This window comes from Amycolatopsis sp. NPDC114503 (assembly GCF_055633655.1).
Window position 1 is genome coordinate 386,455 of the sequence record NZ_JBVKDT010000008.1, and the last position, 17,267, is coordinate 403,721.

At 69.7% G+C, this 17,267-nt stretch carries 17 protein-coding genes; 10 read left to right on the plus strand and 7 right to left on the minus strand.

Annotated features, from left to right (window positions below; genetic code table 11):
• Positions 1 to 3: 3 nt before the first annotated feature.
• Complete coding sequence (locus ACZ7OI_RS32800) at positions 4 to 504, minus strand: hypothetical protein (protein WP_470267941.1); 501 nt, start codon at positions 502 to 504, stop codon at positions 4 to 6.
• A 78-nt stretch (positions 505 to 582) separates the two neighbouring features.
• Here ACZ7OI_RS32800 and ACZ7OI_RS32805 point away from each other — a divergent pair, with 78 nt between their 5' ends.
• On the plus strand, positions 583 to 960 hold the full coding sequence (locus tag ACZ7OI_RS32805) for a hypothetical protein (RefSeq protein WP_470267942.1): 378 nt from the start codon (positions 583 to 585) through the stop codon (positions 958 to 960).
• A gap of 1 nt (position 961) precedes the next feature.
• On the opposite strand, the gene ACZ7OI_RS32810 is transcribed toward ACZ7OI_RS32805, so the two are convergent.
• Complete coding sequence (locus tag ACZ7OI_RS32810) at positions 962 to 2,395, minus strand: Rv3212 family protein (RefSeq protein ID WP_470267943.1); 1,434 nt, start codon at positions 2,393 to 2,395, stop codon at positions 962 to 964.
• Positions 2,396 to 3,058: 663 nt separating this feature from the next.
• Positions 3,059 to 4,669, minus strand: coding sequence for a DEAD/DEAH box helicase (locus ACZ7OI_RS32815; RefSeq protein WP_470267944.1), 1,611 nt, complete (start codon positions 4,667 to 4,669; stop codon positions 3,059 to 3,061).
• A 502-nt stretch (positions 4,670 to 5,171) separates the two neighbouring features.
• Between ACZ7OI_RS32815 and ACZ7OI_RS32820 the strand changes: the two genes are divergently transcribed.
• Positions 5,172 to 5,864, plus strand: coding sequence for a ferritin-like fold-containing protein (locus tag ACZ7OI_RS32820; protein ID WP_470267945.1), 693 nt, complete (start codon positions 5,172 to 5,174; stop codon positions 5,862 to 5,864).
• 103 nt (positions 5,865 to 5,967) lie between these two features.
• Positions 5,968 to 6,198, plus strand: coding sequence for a DUF3107 domain-containing protein (locus tag ACZ7OI_RS32825; protein WP_009072973.1), 231 nt, complete (start codon positions 5,968 to 5,970; stop codon positions 6,196 to 6,198).
• A gap of 70 nt (positions 6,199 to 6,268) precedes the next feature.
• Here the strand turns inward: ACZ7OI_RS32825 and ACZ7OI_RS32830 are convergent, their stop codons facing one another.
• On the minus strand, positions 6,269 to 6,589 hold the full coding sequence (locus tag ACZ7OI_RS32830; RefSeq protein WP_470267946.1) for a DUF4873 domain-containing protein: 321 nt from the start codon (positions 6,587 to 6,589) through the stop codon (positions 6,269 to 6,271).
• 14 nt (positions 6,590 to 6,603) lie between these two features.
• Positions 6,604 to 7,401 (minus strand): TetR/AcrR family transcriptional regulator, encoded by a 798-nt coding sequence (locus tag ACZ7OI_RS32835; protein ID WP_470267947.1) that lies wholly within the window; start codon positions 7,399 to 7,401, stop codon positions 6,604 to 6,606.
• 115 nt (positions 7,402 to 7,516) lie between these two features.
• Between ACZ7OI_RS32835 and ACZ7OI_RS32840 the strand changes: the two genes are divergently transcribed.
• From ACZ7OI_RS32840 to ACZ7OI_RS32850, 3 genes are all read left to right on the plus strand, one after another.
• The gene (locus ACZ7OI_RS32840; RefSeq protein ID WP_470267948.1) at positions 7,517 to 8,425 is read left to right on the plus strand and encodes an AurF N-oxygenase family protein; all 909 of its coding nucleotides are present in this window, start codon (positions 7,517 to 7,519) and stop codon (positions 8,423 to 8,425) included.
• Between the two features lie 34 nt (positions 8,426 to 8,459).
• A complete protein-coding gene (locus tag ACZ7OI_RS32845; RefSeq protein WP_470267949.1) occupies positions 8,460 to 9,362 on the plus strand; it encodes an alpha/beta fold hydrolase in 903 nt (300 codons plus the stop codon).
• A 164-nt stretch (positions 9,363 to 9,526) separates the two neighbouring features.
• Positions 9,527 to 11,107 (plus strand): P-loop NTPase family protein, encoded by a 1,581-nt coding sequence (locus ACZ7OI_RS32850; protein WP_470267950.1) that lies wholly within the window; start codon positions 9,527 to 9,529, stop codon positions 11,105 to 11,107.
• A 1-nt stretch (position 11,108) separates the two neighbouring features.
• Here the strand turns inward: ACZ7OI_RS32850 and ACZ7OI_RS32855 are convergent, their stop codons facing one another.
• Together ACZ7OI_RS32855 and ACZ7OI_RS32860 are read right to left on the minus strand one after the other, a co-directional pair.
• The gene (locus ACZ7OI_RS32855) at positions 11,109 to 11,783 is read right to left on the minus strand and encodes an alpha/beta fold hydrolase (protein ID WP_470267951.1); all 675 of its coding nucleotides are present in this window, start codon (positions 11,781 to 11,783) and stop codon (positions 11,109 to 11,111) included.
• A gap of 4 nt (positions 11,784 to 11,787) precedes the next feature.
• Positions 11,788 to 12,411, minus strand: coding sequence for a TetR/AcrR family transcriptional regulator (locus ACZ7OI_RS32860; RefSeq protein ID WP_067585865.1), 624 nt, complete (start codon positions 12,409 to 12,411; stop codon positions 11,788 to 11,790).
• Positions 12,412 to 12,519: 108 nt separating this feature from the next.
• Between ACZ7OI_RS32860 and ACZ7OI_RS32865 the strand changes: the two genes are divergently transcribed.
• From ACZ7OI_RS32865 to ACZ7OI_RS32880, 4 genes are all read left to right on the plus strand, one after another.
• Positions 12,520 to 13,506, plus strand: coding sequence for an alpha/beta fold hydrolase (locus ACZ7OI_RS32865; RefSeq protein WP_470267952.1), 987 nt, complete (start codon positions 12,520 to 12,522; stop codon positions 13,504 to 13,506).
• 80 nt (positions 13,507 to 13,586) lie between these two features.
• A complete protein-coding gene (locus tag ACZ7OI_RS32870; RefSeq protein WP_470267953.1) occupies positions 13,587 to 14,759 on the plus strand; it encodes a DUF3152 domain-containing protein in 1,173 nt (390 codons plus the stop codon).
• Between the two features lie 98 nt (positions 14,760 to 14,857).
• Complete coding sequence (gene moeZ, locus ACZ7OI_RS32875) at positions 14,858 to 16,039, plus strand: adenylyltransferase/sulfurtransferase MoeZ (protein WP_470267954.1); 1,182 nt, start codon at positions 14,858 to 14,860, stop codon at positions 16,037 to 16,039.
• Positions 16,040 to 16,467: 428 nt separating this feature from the next.
• On the plus strand, positions 16,468 to 17,265 hold the full coding sequence (locus ACZ7OI_RS32880; protein WP_470267955.1) for a TIGR02569 family protein: 798 nt from the start codon (positions 16,468 to 16,470) through the stop codon (positions 17,263 to 17,265).
• The last annotated feature ends 2 nt before the right edge of the window (positions 17,266 to 17,267 follow it).

Genomic DNA, 17,267 nt, shown 5'->3' on the forward strand with positions numbered 1-17,267 from the left:
GCGTCACCGGAGATTGAGAAAGCGGCCCGTGGCGAGGCGGCTGACGCGCGGGGGCGCGGGGCCGTCAGGGGGCGCGGTGCTGCGGCTGCTGCGGGCGCTCGCCGCGTAACCGGGAAGGATTCTGCTGCTGTGGCGACGGATCTTGCTGCGGGCCAGGGTGGGGTTCGCGACGGTCGTCGTGCTGAGGAGGCCAGCGCTCATGCGGTACGCATGGCCGGAAACGGTCGTGCGGACGGCGACGGTGCGGGCGTGCGCGACGCCGCGACGTTGAACGGCGGCGATGCCGATGCGCGCGGTGGTGCGACATTGGCCAGTGGTGCCACTGCGGACGGCGGCCGTGCGGTCGAGGACTGCGCTGGGGCTGATGCTGCGGAGCGGGCGGTAGTGGCGTCGCGGGATTTGGCGCGGGACGACAACGTGGCAGAGAAGCGCGCGGCACGGACGTCGCGAGGTTCGGCGCGGAATGACAACGCAGCGGAGAGTTACGCTGCCGAGGTTATCCATGACTCGACCGCGGTCGATGGTCTCGCGCGCGGTGCGGACGCAGTTATGCATGGCTCCGCATCGGTCAACGGTGCGGAGGTGAGTGGCGCGGCTGCGATCACCCACGAAACAGCTGAGCAAGCCAGCGTGACCGGCGGCGGGGAAGCGACACCCGAGCGCCGCGAATCGTCCGCGAGGCGGAAGCCCCGGGGACGATGGTGGCGAGGGTTCACCGGGTCAGTCGCCGCCGGGATGGCGGTCTTGGCCGTCGGGGTGCTGGTAGTCGGCGTGCTATGCCTCGTGAACGGAGCGTCCGGACCGGGCGTGCTCAAGCTGATCGGGCATCCGGTGGCCGCGGTGATTGTGCTTGCGTTGCAACGAATCGCCGACCGTCGGGTCGGGAAAGCGGCGGCGTTGGCGGGGGTTGGCGTGGTGGCCGTCGCGGGGGCGACGTTCTGCGTGTTGTGGTGGTTCTGAGTCAGCGCAGGGCGGCGACGTTCGGGCCGCGTTGTTCCAGCAGCACCGGGCCCAGCGCGGTGAGACGGATCGGACCCGCGTAGACGCCGCGGTCGACGCCGACTGTGCGTAGCGTTGCGCCGTTCGTTTCGTCCAGTACGGCCAGTCCGCCGCGGATCGGGACTACCAGTTGGGTCGCGAAAGTGATTCCTGGGCCGAGCGTGCCGTCCAGGGTCCAGCGCGGCGACAGGTCGTCTCGGGACAGAGCGACGGTTTTCGAGCCGGTGTACCAGTAAATCCCGGCTGCGGTGCGGGTCGTCGCTTCGGTGCCGCCGACCGGGTCGTTCGCTACGTCCGAGGCGGGGAGATCCATGGGGTAGGCGGCTTTTTGCGAACCGTCCGCGCCGTAGACGACGTACAGCTTCTGATCCGGCAGCAGGACACCGGTGAGGTCGCCCGACATCGCGATCACCCGGGCCCGCTTGCCGGCCAGCAGGGCGGTGTAGGTGACCTTCGGTTCGTCCTCGTGCTCGGCGGTCGCCTTGTAGACGGTCAGGCGATCCGTGCGGTCGCCGGGGCAGCGTTCGATGACGCCGATTTTGTCGGCGGCCATTGCTACAGTCCCGTAAGTGCAGTTGGGGCGCGGTTGCTTGTTCGCGTTTTGCAGGAACGGGACTTTGCCGTACTCCATGCTCTTCACGAGATCGTCGCGCCACGTGTCGAGGAGATGTTTGCCGGTGGTCGTGACGTGGCTGCCGTCGCTGACCAGGCGGGTGCCCAGCTCGGCGTCGCCGTTGCGCTGGGCGGTGATGCGGCCGGTGGCGGGGTCGAGCTGAGTGACCTCGCTGCAGCCCATTGTCTTGTGGTACACGGCGTTCACCCGGCCCCAGGCAGCGTCCACAGTGCACAGTTGCAGGTTTTCGCGGGTGTAGTGCCAGCGGATCTGCCCGGTGAGCGGATCGCGGCCGGCGACCTCGCTGCCGTCCGCGGTGGTGACGGTGTCGGACTGTCCGACCGGGACTGGCGTCGCCGAGCTTGGGGCCTGCCACAGCTGCGTCATCGACCCCGGGACCGCGGTCGGCGGCGAGGGGAGGGCGTGCGGCGGGTCGGCCAGGGCGCGGCTGGTGTGCAGGTTGTCGCTGGTGCCGGCGACGATCGCGGCGACCACTGCGACCACGACGACGATCGCCCCCGCGATCACCCGGTCCCGGCCTCGGTTCCACGGCGAGCGGCGGGCTTTCCCCGGCGGCGCAACGGAATCCGCGGAGGGGCGGCGGGGGAGGAGGTTTTCGGAACCGTAGGGCTCGGCGGGGGTGCTGGTGACCCCGGCGTCGGCGACGCGCGCGATGGGGCCGGTTTGTTCCTCGGGGGTGACCGGCGGGATTGGGGTGTTGGGGCTCGCGTGCCGGGGAGCCGATGGGGACTGTTCGGAAGAAGCCTTTTCGGCGGCTGGCATGCCGGGGGCTGCGGGCTGCGGGTTGGGCACCGCTGATGCGGCGGAGGTGTTTCCGGCAGCGCCGCTCGGAGCGGGGGCGGTGGAGTCGGCAGAGGGCCGGTCTGGGTCGGCGGAAGTCTTTTCGGTGGCAGGCGCGTCGGGGGCCTCGGCCTGTGAGCCGGGAACGGCCGGGCCAGCGGAAGTGCCCCCGGCAGAGCCGTCGGGAGCTGACGCGGTGGAGCCCGAGGCGGCCTCGGCTAGCTCGGAGGAAGTCGCGTCAGTGTGGCTGCCGGAGGTTGCCGACGCCGGGTTCGCAGCCGGGGGAATCGGTGCGGCGGAAGCCTTCTCGGCCTGCCTGCCGGAAGTCGGCAGACCGGTGTCCGAGGAGGACGGGATCGCACCCTGGCTCGCAGGCGCGGTCGTCTCGCTGGGAGTCGGCAGGTCGGCATCCGGGATACCCCTGCCCGGAGCAGCCGTCCCGTCCGACGAAACCGGCCCATCCCCAGCAGTCGACCCATCCGGCCCCGAAGCAACACCCTCGCCCGAGACGTGCGCCCCGGCCGGAAGGTCCGGCCGGGGGCGTTCGTCGGGATTCGCGGGAGTGCCCGCTACGTTCGATCCAGGTTCGGGGGGCGTTTCGCCGTTCCCGTGGTCGTTCACGTAACTGACTCCCCGGTGTGTCGCTCAGTCTGCCGACGCAGGTGTATCAGATGCGGACGGACGGCGGCGACGGCGGCGGCGTGCCGGGCGGTCTCCGGTTTCGCCGGAGTCGGACGTCGTCGCGGGGGTGGCGTTGCCGGTGGTCGTCGCCGGGCCGGTCGCGTCCGCTCCGGAGCGGGTGCGGCGGCGCGGGGTCCGGGGGCGGTCTTCCTGCTGGTCCGAACCAGACGACGCCGGAGCGGCGGCGTCCGCGGCTTCAATAGCCGCAGCCGAGCGGGCTCCGCCGCGGGTCCGCTTGCGCGGGGCGCGGTTGCGCTTGCGCGGGGCTTCCTCCTCCGCGGCCGGAGCGGAAGGTCCGGAAGAACCACGACGGCCTCGGCGCTTGCCGCCCAGGTCTTCTTCCTTCTCGGCGGACAGGCCGGCCCGCGTGCGCTTCGACAGCGGCAGGCGGCCCTTCGTGCCCTCCGGGATGCCCAGGTCGCTGTACAGGTGCGGCGACGACGAGTACGTCTCCATCGGCTCCGCCAGGTCGAGGTTCAGTGTGTCCGAGATCAGCTTCCAGCGCGGTTCCTCGTCCCAGTCGACGAGAGTGACCGCGACACCCGTGCGGCCCGCGCGGCCCGTCCGGCCGATGCGGTGCACGTAGGTCTTCTCGTCCTCGGGGCACTGGTAGTTGATGACGTGCGTGACGTCGTCGATGTCGATGCCCCGAGCCGCGACGTCCGTCGCCACCAGGACGTCGACCTTGCCCGAGCGGAACGCGCGCAGCGCCTGCTCGCGCGCGCCCTGGCCGAGGTCGCCGTGCACGGCGGCGGCCGCGAAGCCGCGTTCCACCATGTCGTCGGCGATCTTCTGAGCAGTGCGCTTGGTGCGGCTGAAGATCATCGTGAGCCCGCGGCCCTCGGCCTGCAGCGCCCGTGCGATCAGCTCCGTCTTGTCCATCGAGTGCGCCCGGTAGACGAACTGCGCGGTGCGCTCGTGGATCGCTCCGGCGTCGTTCTCCTCGGCCCGGATGTGCGTGGGCTGGTTCAGGAACGTCCGCGCGAGCGTGATGATCGGGCCCGGCATCGTGGCGGAGAACAGCATGGTCTGCCGCTCGTCCGGCACCATCCGGAGGATCCGCTCGATGTCCGGCAGGAAGCCGAGGTCGAGCATCTCGTCGGCCTCGTCGAGGACGAGGCCGCGGATCTTGCCGAGCACCAGGTGCTGCTGCTCGGCGAGGTCCAGCAGCCGTCCGGGCGTGCCGATGACGACGTCGACGCCCTTGCGCAACGCCTCGATCTGCGGCTCGTACGGCCGCCCGCCGTAGATCGCCAGCGTGCGGATGCCGAGGTGCTTGCCTGCGCCCTTCAGGTCGTTCGCGACCTGGATGCACAGCTCGCGCGTGGGCACCACGACCAGCACCTGCGGGGTGCCGTCGCCGGGCACCTCGACGCGGTGCAGCAGCGGCACGCCGAAGCCGAGCGTCTTGCCCATGCCGGTGCGGGCCTGGCCGATGAGGTCGTCGCCGGCCATGGCCAGCGGCAGGGTGAGCGCCTGGATGGCGAACGTGTGCTCGATGCCCGCTTCGACGAGCGCTTTGACAATTTCCGGTTTCACACCGAACGACTCGAACGTCGGCGCCTCTTCGGTCACCGGGGCACCGGCCTGAAGCGGGTGCGACGTGTCCAGCGCGGCCGGTCCGTTTTCGCTGTGCTCGAGGGCGACAGCGGCGGTGGCCTGCGCGGGTTCGGTCTGTTCGGTTGTGGACTGTTCTGCGGTCAGGGTGATCGCCTCTCTCGTGACCAGCGCGCACAGGCCGGGTTGTCACTCGACACTCGACCGGGGGCCTGGCTCGCACCTGCGCCTCGACTGAGGAGGCCAGTGGTGTCGGAGCCGCCCTCCCGGGAATGCCGCTAGGAGGCGTGCACGCACACTTGCGGCGAACCCCGGTCGCCCTGGTGGCACCGGCCGCTCGCCTGGTTCCCGCCGCTCCAGGGACCCCTCGAAAAAGGGCGGTCCGGCACGGCGAAGCTCTGTTTATCCGACCCCACTGTACCTGGTCAGGTGTTTTCCGGGGAATACCGGGAGCGGCGGCGCGGCGTGGGATCGGTCTCTTCACGGCGCGGGCCTGCGGTTCGGCGATACCCTCGTCGCCGTGACCGACCCCGCCGAAGCTGCCGTGTCCTCAGTGCCCGCCGCATCTCCGCCCGCGATCAGCGAAGGCGTCGTCGACCTGCTCGGCGTGATCGCCTACCTGGAGCTCTCCGCATTCGACCGGATGGCCGAGGACGCCCGCAGCGCGCCGACGCTCGCCGGCCGCGCCGCGCTCGCCTCGATGGCCGCCGCCGAGATCGGGCACCTCGATCTGCTCACGAAGCATCTGGCCGCGAACGGCGTCGCGGTCGAAGACGCGATGGCGCCGTTCATGTCGCAAGTGGACGCGTGGCACGGCTCCACCCGGCCTAAGTCGTGGTTGGAATCGCTGGTCAAGGCGTACGTCGGGGACGGGCTCGCGGCCGATCTCTACCGCGAGATCGCGAACTGGCTCGACCCCGAGACCAAGGACCTGGTGCTGACCGTGCTCGCCGACACCGGGCATTCGGCGTTCGCCGAGCGCGAAGTCGCGGCCGGGATCAAGGCCGATCCGAAGGCCCGCGACAAGCTCGCGCTGTGGGGTCGCCGCCTGCTCGGCGAGGCGCTCACCCAGGCGCAATACGTGGTGGCCGAACGCGATGGCCTGGCCGAACTGATCGTCGCGGGCTCCGGCGACCTCGCGGGAATCGGCGCGCTGTTCCGCCGGTTGCAGCAAGGGCACACCAAGCGCATGCAGGCGCTGGGGCTGGGCTGAGCGGGTGGTCGCGAATCACCCGCTGGTCGCACGCCACCGGGGCGGCCCGCTTCGGTTAGCCTTGCCGGGCGTAGTCACAACGAGTTTTCAGCGGAGGTCCCACGTGGAGGTCAAGATCGGCATCAAGGACACGCCGCGCGAGCTGGTGGTGTCCAGTGGCCAGACTCCCGAAGAGGTGGAGAAGCTGGTCGCCGAGGCGCTGACGGCCGGTGACGGGCTCTTCCGCCTCAACGACGAGAAGGGCCGCAAGTACCTGGTCCCGTCCGACCGCATCGCGTACGTCGAGATCGCCCCGTCCGACGTCCGCAAGGTCGGGTTCGGCGTCGGCGACTGAGCCCAGCCGTACGCGAAAGGCCGCTCCGGAGATCGTTTCCGGAGCGGCCTTCTCGCGTTGTGCGGCCTGGTCAGGCGGTGGCTTCTTCGACCTCGGCGAGGGTTTTCGGGACGGAGAACGGCGGCGTGGACGTGCCGGTGAGCCGGTAGCGGCCCCACGGGTCCGGGTCGGACAGTTCGCCCTCGGAGGCGTGCTCGCCGATCCGCACCTCGCACGCCTTCTTGCGCCCGCCGACCGCGTCGGCCAGCTTCGGGTCCGCGGCGACGCGGCCGTACCAGTGGTAGTAACCGTCGATCGGCTGGAAATAGCCGCGCAGATCGACGTCCGCGGTGATTTCCGTGCCGTCGACGACCAGCGTCGCCGAGCCCGTGTAGCCGTCTTCGTCGCTCATCCGGGGTCCTCTCGTCAGCCTGCGTCGGTATCGGCGTTTGCGGTGCTGTCCTCGGTGCGTCCGAGCTGGACGACTTTGTTCTCCTCGAGCGGCAGGTTCGGGTCGATCACCACGCCTTGCTGGCGGGTGAGCCCGTCGATCGCCGCCCAGATGATCTGGGTGAGGTACTCGACCACCGAATCGCGGCCCATCGAGCGCCGGTCCAGCCACCATTCGCCGGTGCTCTGGACCATGCCGACGATCCCGTGCGCCCACGGTTCGGCCGCGCCGGAGTCCATGTTGAACATCCGCATGTAGTCGCCGAGCAGGGCGGTCAGCGCGGTCGCGATGACCTCCTTGTCCTCCGCGACGACGTCCGAATCGGTGGTTTTGCCCGGCAGCCCGCCGTGTGCCAGCAAGCGGTACAGGTTCGGGTGTTCTTCGATGACGCCGAAGAACGCGTCGAGCGCCATCCGGATCCGCGGCACCGGCGCGAGTTCCGCGTTGATCGCCGGGATCAGCCGTTCGAAAAGGATCTCCGTGCCGCGCTGGCCGAGTGCGACGTACAGGTCGGCCTTGTCCTCGAAATGCCGGTACAGCACGGGTTTCGTGACACCGGCTTCCGCGGCGACGTCCTCCATGCCGAGGTCTGGACCGTGCGCGTCGAGCGCGCGCAGAGCCGCTTCGACGAACTCCGCGCGGCGGGCGATGCGGTGCTTGCGCCAGCGATCGCGGCGGGCGTCCCCGGTGCCCGCCGCGTCTTTTTCGGTGTCGGCCGCCTGCTTGCCGGACTGCTTGCTGGAGCGCTTGACACGTTCGATCACGGCGGTCATGCTACCAGAGGTAACTGTTACCACGGGTTACATGTTCTGGAGCACAGAGCCCGTGGCGGCAGCGGGACGCGGCTTCTCGATTCAACGGCGAGTCAGGCGCTGAAAGGGGCTGATGATGACGCGGACGCTCAAGGTGGCCGACCGGGAGGCGACGGCACAGCGGTTGCTGAAGTCGGCGGCGAACAAGTTCTACGACCCGGACGTCGACATCGACTGGGACGCGCCTCTCGTGGAGGGCAAGCGGTACATCCTGCCGGAGCGGTCCTCGCTCTACGGCACTCCGCTGTGGGACCGGCTGAGCCCGGAGCAGCGGATCGAGCTGGGCAAACACGAGATGGCCAGCATCGCGACCACCGGGCTGTGGTTCGAGATCCTCCTGATGCAGATGCTGCTCAAGGAGGTCTACGCACAGGACCCGACGACGGCGCACGCGCAGTTCGCGCTCACCGAGATCGCCGACGAATGCCGGCACTCCACGATGTTCGCGAGGATGTCCGCGCGGATCGGCTGCCCGACCTACGGTCCGGTGCCGGTGCTGCGGCAGTTCGCGAAGCTGATGCCGACCATTTCCTACGGCCCGGCGCGCTACGGCGCGATCCTGGTCGCCGAGGAGGTGCTCGACCGGCTGCAGCGCGAGCAGATGAACGACGAGGAGATCCAGCCGCTGGTCCGGATGGTGAACCGGATCCACGTGCTGGAGGAGGCGCGGCACGTCACCTTCGCGCGCGAGGAAGTCACCCGGGGGATGGCGAAACTCGGCCGTGCGGAGGTCGCCTACCAGCAGTTCAGCATCGCGCTGATCTCGTACTTCGTGACGCGGGCGTTCATCAACCCGAACGTCTACAAGGCGGTCGGGATCCGGCCGCGCGAGGGCGTCGAGACGGCGCTGAACAACCCGCATTGGCGCGCGACGATCGCGTGGGCGGGGGAGAAGATCATGCCGTTCCTGCAGGAGTCCGGTCTGGTCGGGTTGCCAGGGAAACCGTTCTGGCGCAAGTCTTTCCTGCTTCCGGAGGGCAAGTGACTACCGCCGACGTACTTTTTCCCGCGGAGGCGAAATGACTACCGTAGAACGGCTTCGGAATCCCGCTCGTGAGCATCGGTTCGTCACCAGCGACGGCTGTGCGTTGCACGTCGAGATGAGCGGCCCGGCCGATGCCGCGGTGACGTTGGTGCTGGTGCACGGCTGGACGCAGGACCACCGCACGTGGGACGGCGTGATGGACCACCTCGGCCCCGGCGTCCGGACGCTGCGCTACGACCTGCGCGGGCACGGCGGTTCCGCCGCCGCCACCAAGGAAACCGGGACGATTCCGCGGCTGGCCGACGATTTGGCCGAGCTGATCACCGCGCGCGTGCCTTCGGGACCGCTGGTGCTCGCCGGGCACTCGATGGGCGGCATGACCATCATGGCGCTGGCCGAACGGCATCCCGAACTGGTCCGCGACCGGGTCGTCGGGACGGCGTTCGTGGCGACGTCGTCCGGGCAGATGGACCGGATCACGTTGGGGCTGCCCGGAATGGCGGGCCAGTTCTCCGCGCGGTTCGAGCGCCGGCTGGCGAAAGCCTTGTCGCACCGCAAGGGCGAGCGGCTGCCGCTGAGTCCGGCGATGGTGCGTTCGGGCGCGCGGTTCCTCGTTTTCGGCGACCACCCGCGCCGCGCGGACCTTCGGCTCGTGGCGGATCAGCTGTTGTGCGCGCATCCGGCGAGCCTCGGCGCGTTCCAGGACGCGATTTCGACGCATGACTGCCGCGTCGCGCTGGCGACCCTGCGCGGTACCCCGTCCGTGGTGCTGGCGGGGGAGAAGGACCGGCTTTGTCCGCTTCCGCACGCGAAAGTGATCGCGGACGAGCTGCCGGACGCGGAGTTTGTCCGTTTTCCCGGTGCCGGCCACATGCTTCCGCAGGAGCGGGCGGGCGAGGTCGCGACCCGGATCGGGGCTTTGTTGCGCGTCTCGTGAGTGTTTTTCCGGTTAGAACCGGAATAAACACTCACGAGAGCCACACATTCGTAACCGTGCGCGTTCACCTCCTCCGCGCTCGTACCTGACTGTCGGCTGTTCCCGGCCGCCCGGCGCTGTCACGCTGGGTGGTTGGGATGTCGCCGACAGGACGGGACGGGCGCATGGGCCAGCCGCTGAGCGCGCACGTCAACCGGAGCCTGATGGCGATCTCCCGGCGGGCGGAGAGCGTGGACCGGCATACGCTGGCCAAAACCTTCGTGGTGGCCGGGTCGTTTTCGGCGATGCTGCATTCCGCCGACCACCAGATCCTTTACGGCCGCCGCGGCACCGGCAAGACGCACGCCCTGCTGTACCTGGCCGATCTCGTCGAAGAGACCCACGATGTCTCGGTGTACCTGGATTTGCGCACGATCGGCTCCACCAACGGCCTGTACGCGAATCAGCGGCTGCCGGTGCCGCTGCGGGGCACTCAGCTGCTGGTCGACACGCTGGAAGCGGTGCACGAACAGCTGCTGACCACGGCGATCGAGACCAGGGTTTCCGATCAGGAAGACCTGCTGCAGGGCCTGGACGAGCTGACCGAGGCGGCGACGACGGTCGAGGTCGTCGGCAATGTCGAGCGGGAGACGACTGTCGGAGGTTCCGCGGAGCAGGCGACCGGTGCCGGTGCTTCGGCGTCCTGGGGACCGGGCGGTCCGCGCGGCCAGGTGACGATGTCGGGCAGCAGCAGGCATTCGGTCACGGCTTCGGATCGGTTGCGGCGCACCGGGATCGAGCACCACCAGGTCATTTTCGGGCCGCTCAGCCGGGCGCTGGCACGGATCACGGCCGCGTTGGCTCCGGCCCGGCTGTGGTTGTTGCTGGACGAGTGGAGTTCGATTCCCCTTGACCTGCAACCGTTGCTGGCGGATCTGCTGCGCCGCAGCGTGCTCCCGACACTCGGGACGACGGTCAAGATCGCGGCGATGGAACGCCGGTCCCGGTTCCGCGAACCGGGCTGCGAAGGCGATTACGTCGGCATCGAGGTCGGCGCGGACGCGGCCTCCGCGGTCAGCTTCGACGACGTGCTCCTGTTCGACCACGGCCGGAGCCAGTCGAGGCAGTTTTTCGCCGAGCTCTTCCTCAATCACGTCCGGCCGCGGATGCCGGTGACCGACGACCCCGCGGAATTCGTGGCCACCGCGTTCAGCCGCACCGCTTTTCCCGAACTCGTGCGCGCGGCCGAGGGCGTGCCCCGGGACGCGATCAACATCGCCGCGCTGGCCGCGCAGCACGCGAACACGGCGACCATCGGCATCCGGCACGTCCGGCAGGCCGCGCAAGATTGGTATCTGCGCGACAAATACGCCGCCATCGACGGGAACGAACCGGCTTTGACGCTGCTCCGGTGGCTCGTCGACGAGGTGGTGGGCCGTCGGCGTTCCCGGACGTTCCTGCTCGAACACACCGGTGGCGCGCACGATCCGGCGATGCGCGATCTGTACGACGCCCGGCTCGTGCACCTGGTGCGGCGCGGCATCGTCAGCCGAAAGCGGCCGGGAACGCTCTACGACGGGTTCGCCATCGATTACGGCTGTTACGTCGCCTTGCTGTCCGACGGGGAACAACCGTCCCGGCGAAGCAAATCCGACGCCTGGCTGGCCGATCCGTGCGGCGCGCCGCCGGACCATCTCGAGCAGCTGCTGGTCGAACTGCCCGGAGCGGCCAGATCGGTGCCACGGCAGCGAAAACCGCGCGAGTGAGCTAGCGGAGCCGTTCGAGGGTGGCGACGGTGGCCGGGACGTCCTCCCAGATCGGGGAGTGCCCGGTCTCGACGGTGACGAGTTCGCTGTCCGGCAGATGGTCGACGAGGTGCTGGGCGTCGGCGAGAGTGCGGGCCCGGTCGTGGATTCCGTGCAGCACCGTCACCGGGCAGCGGATCGACGCCAGCCGCGGCGTGAGGTCCAGATCCCGTTGGCTCGTCAGGACTTCCAGCGCGGCTTCGGCCGGGACCCGGGCGGCATAGCCGAGCAGTTCGGCGCGCAGGTCCGGCGGCAAGGGGACGGCGAAGGACCGGTCGAGCACGCCCGCGTGCAGGTCGGGGCCCCAGGCGGAGGCGATCGCGGCGAGGATCCGGTCGACGTCGCCGTGGCCGCGCATGTGCGCGCCGGTGTTCGCGAGCAGCAGTGCGGACACCAGATCCGGCCGGGTGGCCGCGACGACCGCCGCGATACAGCCGCCAGTGGAGTGCCCGATGAGCGTGACCGGGCCGCCGTGCTGCTCAATCCGGTCGGCGACCCGCGCCGCGACGTCTTCGATCCGCCACGGACCGGGCGCGGTCATCCAGTCGACAGTGTCCAGTTCGTCCGGCAGTGCGGCCGCGAGCGGTGCGTAGATCCGCGGGCTGCAGAGCGTGCCCGGCACCGCGACTACGCGCACGGAGTCAGTTGTCCTTGAGCGGGAAACCGCCGCCGATGCCGCGCCACGCGAGGTTCGCGGTGAGCGCCACGGCGTCCTCGCGGCTCATCGACTGGTTGTGCTGCAGCCAGTAGCGCGCGCTGACCTGGCTCATCCCGACCAGGCCGACGGCCAGCAGACGAGCCTTCTCCTCGTCCAGACCGGCGTCGGAGGTGATCGTCTCGGTGATGGCCTCGACGCTGGCCGAGGTCGCGCGGTCGACCGCCTCCTGAACGGCGGGCTCGCCGCGCAGGTCGGATTCGAAGACCATGCGGAACGCGCCGGCGTCGTTGTTCACGAAGTCGAAGAACGCCCCGACCGTGGCCGGGACGCGCTGGCGGTTGTCGCTGGTGGAGTTCAACGCGCCCTGCACCCGGCCGACGAGGTCGTCGACGTGGCTTTCCAGCAGCGCGATGTACAGGTCGAGCTTGCCGGGGAAGTGCTGGTAGAGCACCGGCTTGCTGACGCCGGCCTCCTCGGCGATCTCGTCCATCGCCGCCGCGTGGTAGCCGTGCTCGGCGAAGACGCGCTGCGCGGCAGTCAGCAACTGGGCACGGCGCTCGGTCCTGGGCAACCGGACGCCTCGTTGCAGTCGCGCCATCTCCGTCATTCTTCCTCCGTCCGCAGCCTTCGCCGGGCGGGTTCACCACCTCGTGAAGTGAGCCTGACATTACTCGTGGGTACGCCCGAAATGCCAAGGGTCAGGCATCCTGGACTCGTGACGACCACGACCTCCCGCCCCACGGCCGCGGCGGCGGTCCGCCCGCCGGTGACCCAGGTGCCATTGTCGACTACGCCCCTTCCGCCGCTCGACGGGGCGCTGCCAGCCTGGCCGGGAACGGTCGAGGACGGCCTGCACATCCGGCACACGCCGGGCCCGGACGGCACGCCCGCGGTGTACGTGCACGGGCTCGGCGGATCGTCCACGAACTGGACCGACCTCGCCGGGCTGCTCGCCCCGACCGCTCCCGGGCAGGCCGTTGACCTGCCCGGATTCGGCTATTCGGAACCGGCGGAAGGATTCGCCTTCGGGCTCGACGACCACGCCGAGGTCATCGCGAGCCGGCTGGAGCAGCTCGGCAAACCGGTGCATCTGCTCGGCAACTCGATGGGCGGCGCGATCTCGCTGCTGCTCGCGGCGCGGCGGCCGGAGCTGGTGAGAACTCTCACCCTGATCTCCCCGGCGATGCCGGACCGCCGCCCGGACCCGCGCCGGCTGTCGGATCCGCTGATGGCGCTGGCCTACCTCCCGGTGGTCGGGGCGCGGGTGCGCCGCCGGATGGCCGGGATGACCGCCCGCGAACGCGCCGCGCAGGTCATCAAGCTGTGCTTCCACGATCCGTCGCGGTTCCCGGACGCCCGGCTGGACGAACTGGTCGAGGAGCACGCCGCGCGCGCCGGCTTCCCGTGGGCGCTGGCCGCGATGGAACGCAGCACGTTCGGCATCTTCCGGCGCTGGACCGCGCTCGGCTCCGGGTCGCTGTGGTCGGTCGCCAAACAGGTCCAGGCACCGACGCTGGTGGTCTGGGGACTCCACGACCGGGTGATCTCGGTCAAGCGCGCGCTGCGGACCGCGCAGACGATTCCGCACGCCCGGATGCTGGTGCTCCCGCGCACCGGTCACGTCGCGCAGATGGAACGTCCGCAGGTGGTCGCGCGGGCCGTGCTCGGTCTGTGGGAGGGCGCGGACACGGGCTCCTGGTAGCCCGAACGGGGGACCGCGGATCGCCGGGGAGCCCGCCAGTCGCTGCCGGGAACGTCGCCGCCGTGTGGCACCCTGGATCGGTGGACCGGCTGAAGCAGGACGCGCGAGCGAAAGACCGGCGGGGCCCGACCGCCGGGTCGGCCCGGCGTTCAGGGTCTTCGGCTTCTTCCGGTTCCGGCGATCCGGAGTCCGATTCGTCGCGCGTCGGCCAGTACCGGCCCGCGCGCAAGCCCGCCCAGCGCGTGGGCGAGGACCGGTACCGGCCGGGCGGACGCCGTACCAGCGCGGAGCCGCTCGCCGCCGCCTGGAAACCCAAGGACGACCCGGAGAAGCGCCCGGCGTCGAAGAAGAAGCAGCAGTCGCCGTTCGGCCGGTTCGTGAAGACCTACGGCTGGCGCGTGTACGCGCTGCCGATCCTGGCCGTGATCACCGTGCTGGTCGCGGTCAACACCGCCACCGGCCCGTCCGACGCCGGTACGGCCGGCAGCAGCGGCGAGGTCGCGTCCGGCGACTCGTCCTCGGGCGCGATCGACGGTGGCGGCGGCATCCCGGAGAACCCCGCGCAGCCGGTGAACCTCAACGTGCCCACCGCTGACCTGCCCAGCGGCGGCAATTTCACACAGACCGGCAAGGGCACCTGGCACGTGGTGCAGGGGTCGAGCGACGTCGTGGGCAAGTCCGGGAAGCTCTACACCTACACCGTCGAGGTCGAGGACGGCATCGACCCGGCCAGCTATGCCGGCGACGACAGCTTCGGCACCGCGGTGCAGGGCATTTTGTCCGATCCGCGCAGCTGGACGTGGAACGGCGAGATCCGGTTGCAGCGGGTCGACGCGAGCTATCCGAACCCGAGTTTCCGGGTGAGCCTCACCACGCCGGACACCACGCACCGGCCGGACGCGTGCGGGTTCCAGATCAAATTCGAGGCCTCCTGCTACCGGCGCAGCATGGGCCGGGTGCTGATCAACCTGGCCCGCTGGTCGCGCGGCGCGAAGGTCTACGGATCGGACATGACGGGGTACCGGCAGTACGCCATCAATCACGAGGTCGGGCACGCGCTGGGCAACAACCACGTCGGCTGTCCGGGAAACGACCAGCCCGCGCCGGTGATGATGCAGCAGTCGTTCGGCGTGGCCGACGACTACGTCGCGATGCTCAACAACATCCCCGGCGGCGACAAGGGCAAGGTCGCCGCGGACCACCACGTCTGCAAGCCGAACGCGTGGCCGAACCCGACGCCGCCGGGCCAGTAACAACGTCCCACGATCTGAGAGCAGGGAAGTCTCCCTTGCGGGCGGGCGTTGAACATACTGGGATCGACTACGCGACCCGCGCGAGTATGGAGGACCCGATGTCAGACACGGCACTGCCGCCGCTCGTCGAGCCGGCAGCCGAGCTCACCAAGGAAGAGGTGGCCCGGTACAGCCGTCACCTGATCATCCCGGACGTCGGGGTGGTCGGGCAGAAGCGGTTGAAGAACGCGAAGGTCCTGGTCATCGGTGCGGGCGGCCTCGGAAGCCCGGCGCTGCTGTACCTGGCGGCGGCCGGCGTGGGCACGCTCGGCATCATCGACTTCGACGTCGTCGACGAATCCAACCTGCAGCGCCAGGTGATCCACGGCCAGTCCGACCTCGGCAAGCTCAAGGCCGCGTCGGCGCAGGAGTCGATCGCCGAGATCAACCCGCTGGTCAAAGTGCACCTGCACACCGAGCGCCTCGAATCGGCGAACGCGCTGGAGATCTTCGGCCAGTACGACCTGATCGTCGACGGCACCGACAACTTCGCCACGCGCTACCTGGTGAACGACGCCGCGGTGCTGCTCGGCAAGCCGTACGTGTGGGGTTCGATCTTCCGGTTCGAAGGCCAGGTCAGCGTCTTCTGGGAGGACGCCCCGAACGGCAAGGGTCTCAACTACCGGGATCTCTACCCCGAGCCGCCGCCCCCCGGCATGGTCCCGTCCTGCTCCGAAGGCGGAGTCCTGGGCGTGCTGTGCGCGTCGATCGGCTCGATCATGGTGACCGAGGCGATCAAGCTCATCACCGGCATCGGAGAGCCCTTGCTCGGGCGGTTGATCTCCTATGACGCGCTGGAGATGAAGTACCGCGAGGTCAAGATCCGCAAGGACCCGGAGACCCCGAAGATCACGGAACTGGTCGACTACGAGGCTTTCTGCGGCGTCGTGTCGGACGAGGCCGCTTCCGCCGCGTCGGGCAGCACCCTGACTCCCGCGGAACTCAAGGCCAAGTTCGACGCGGGCGAGGACTTCGCCCTGATCGACGTCCGCGAGCCGCACGAGTACGAGATCGTCAACATCAAGGGCGCCACGCTGATCCCGAAGGACCGGATTCTTTCCGGCGAGGCACTGGCAGAACTGCCGCAGGACAAGCCCATCGTCCTGCACTGCAAGTCCGGCGCCCGCTCGGCCGAGGCGCTGGCCGCCCTGCACGCGGCCGGTTTCAAGGACGCCACCCACCTGGGCGGCGGAGTCCTGGCCTGGGCTCGGCAGATCGACCCAAGCCTGCCGACTTACTGAGCAAGCAGTCCGTGAAGGGCTCCTTGAGGGAATCAGATTCCCTCAAGGAGCCCTTCACGGCTTTCCGGTGACGAAAGTCCGTGAGGGGCTCCTTCACAGACCACCCGCCATACCGCCGCCCGCGACCCCAACGCGCCACCCCACTCAACCCCCGCGCCCCACCCACCCCACCGCAGCCCGCGCACACAACCCCACCAGGCACCCACACCACCCCCGCACCCCGATACGAAGCCAAAATGCGGTCTGAGGGTGGTTGTCAAGGCATCTTTCCCGCCTTGACAACCACCCTCAGACCGTCATCACAATGGGCTTCGGGGTGCCCCACCGAGGACCGGGCGCAATGTCGCCGCCAGGCGACGAGTAGCCCCCGCCCGAGACCAGCGAGTCTCCCCAAGAACCACCCCCACCCCGGGGTAACCTCCCCCTTTGTGCGGTCAACCCTCGAACGTCCCTCCGAACGCGTCTGCTCCGCGTTCGGCAGCGACGCCGACGCCATCACCCTCCTCCCCGACTCCGGAACCTGGCGTTGCAACGACGTGGTCTTCAAACGCGTCACCGACCGCTCCCAAGCCCTCTGGACCGCCCGGGCCCTGGACTTCGCCGACGACCCAGGCCTGCGCATCTCCAAACCGGTCCGCTCAAGAGACGGCCGCTGGATAGTCGGCGACTGGTCAGCCTGGCGCTATCTCCCCGGCTCCACCGAACACCGCTGCGAAGAATCCATCCTCGCCGCAGTCCGCCTCCACCGGGCGACGGCGGACCTGCCCCGCCCAGACTTCCTCTCCTCCCGAGACGACCGGGACGCCATCGCCGACCGGATCGCCTGGGAAGAACAAGACCGCCCCCTCCCCGAGGAAAAAGGCGGCCGCTGGTTCGAAATCCTCGCCCCGGCCCGCCGCCCGATCAAACTCCCGCACCAGGTAGCCCACGGCGAACTCCTGGCCGGCCTCCTCTTCGACGGCGACGCGGCCCCCGGCGTAGTCGACTTCGTCCCGTACTACCGGCCAGGCGAATGGGGCGCGGCCATCGCCGCGGTCGACTCCCTGAGCTGGGGCGGAGCCACCGGCGCGCTCCTGGAACGCTGGGCCCACCTCCCCGAATGGCCCCAGCTCCTTCTCCGCGCGATGCTCTTCCGCCTCGCCTCGCACGCACTGGACCCCCGCTCCACCAACGCCGCCCTGGACGGCCTCCGCGCGGCCGCCCGCGAGGTCAGCGCGATCCTCTGACT

What these genes read in the sequence shown, in the direction of transcription:
- ACZ7OI_RS32800 (WP_470267941.1), bottom strand. Translation starts at nt 504, where the DNA reads ATGGATAACCTCGGCAGCGTAACTCTCCGCTGCGTTGTCATTCCGCGC.
- ACZ7OI_RS32810 (WP_470267943.1), bottom strand. Translation starts at nt 2,395, where the DNA reads ATGCCAGCCGCCGAAAAGGCTTCTTCCGAACAGTCCCCATCGGCTCCC.
- ACZ7OI_RS32830 (WP_470267946.1), bottom strand. Translation starts at nt 6,589, where the DNA reads ATGAGCGACGAAGACGGCTACACGGGCTCGGCGACGCTGGTCGTCGAC.
- ACZ7OI_RS32835 (WP_470267947.1), bottom strand. Translation starts at nt 7,401, where the DNA reads ATGACCGCCGTGATCGAACGTGTCAAGCGCTCCAGCAAGCAGTCCGGC.
- ACZ7OI_RS32840 (WP_470267948.1), top strand. Translation starts at nt 7,517, where the DNA reads ATGACGCGGACGCTCAAGGTGGCCGACCGGGAGGCGACGGCACAGCGG.
- ACZ7OI_RS32845 (WP_470267949.1), top strand. Translation starts at nt 8,460, where the DNA reads ATGACTACCGTAGAACGGCTTCGGAATCCCGCTCGTGAGCATCGGTTC.
- ACZ7OI_RS32850 (WP_470267950.1), top strand. Translation starts at nt 9,527, where the DNA reads ATGGGCCAGCCGCTGAGCGCGCACGTCAACCGGAGCCTGATGGCGATC.
- ACZ7OI_RS32860 (WP_067585865.1), bottom strand. Translation starts at nt 12,411, where the DNA reads ATGACGGAGATGGCGCGACTGCAACGAGGCGTCCGGTTGCCCAGGACC.
- moeZ (WP_470267954.1), top strand. Translation starts at nt 14,858, where the DNA reads ATGTCAGACACGGCACTGCCGCCGCTCGTCGAGCCGGCAGCCGAGCTC.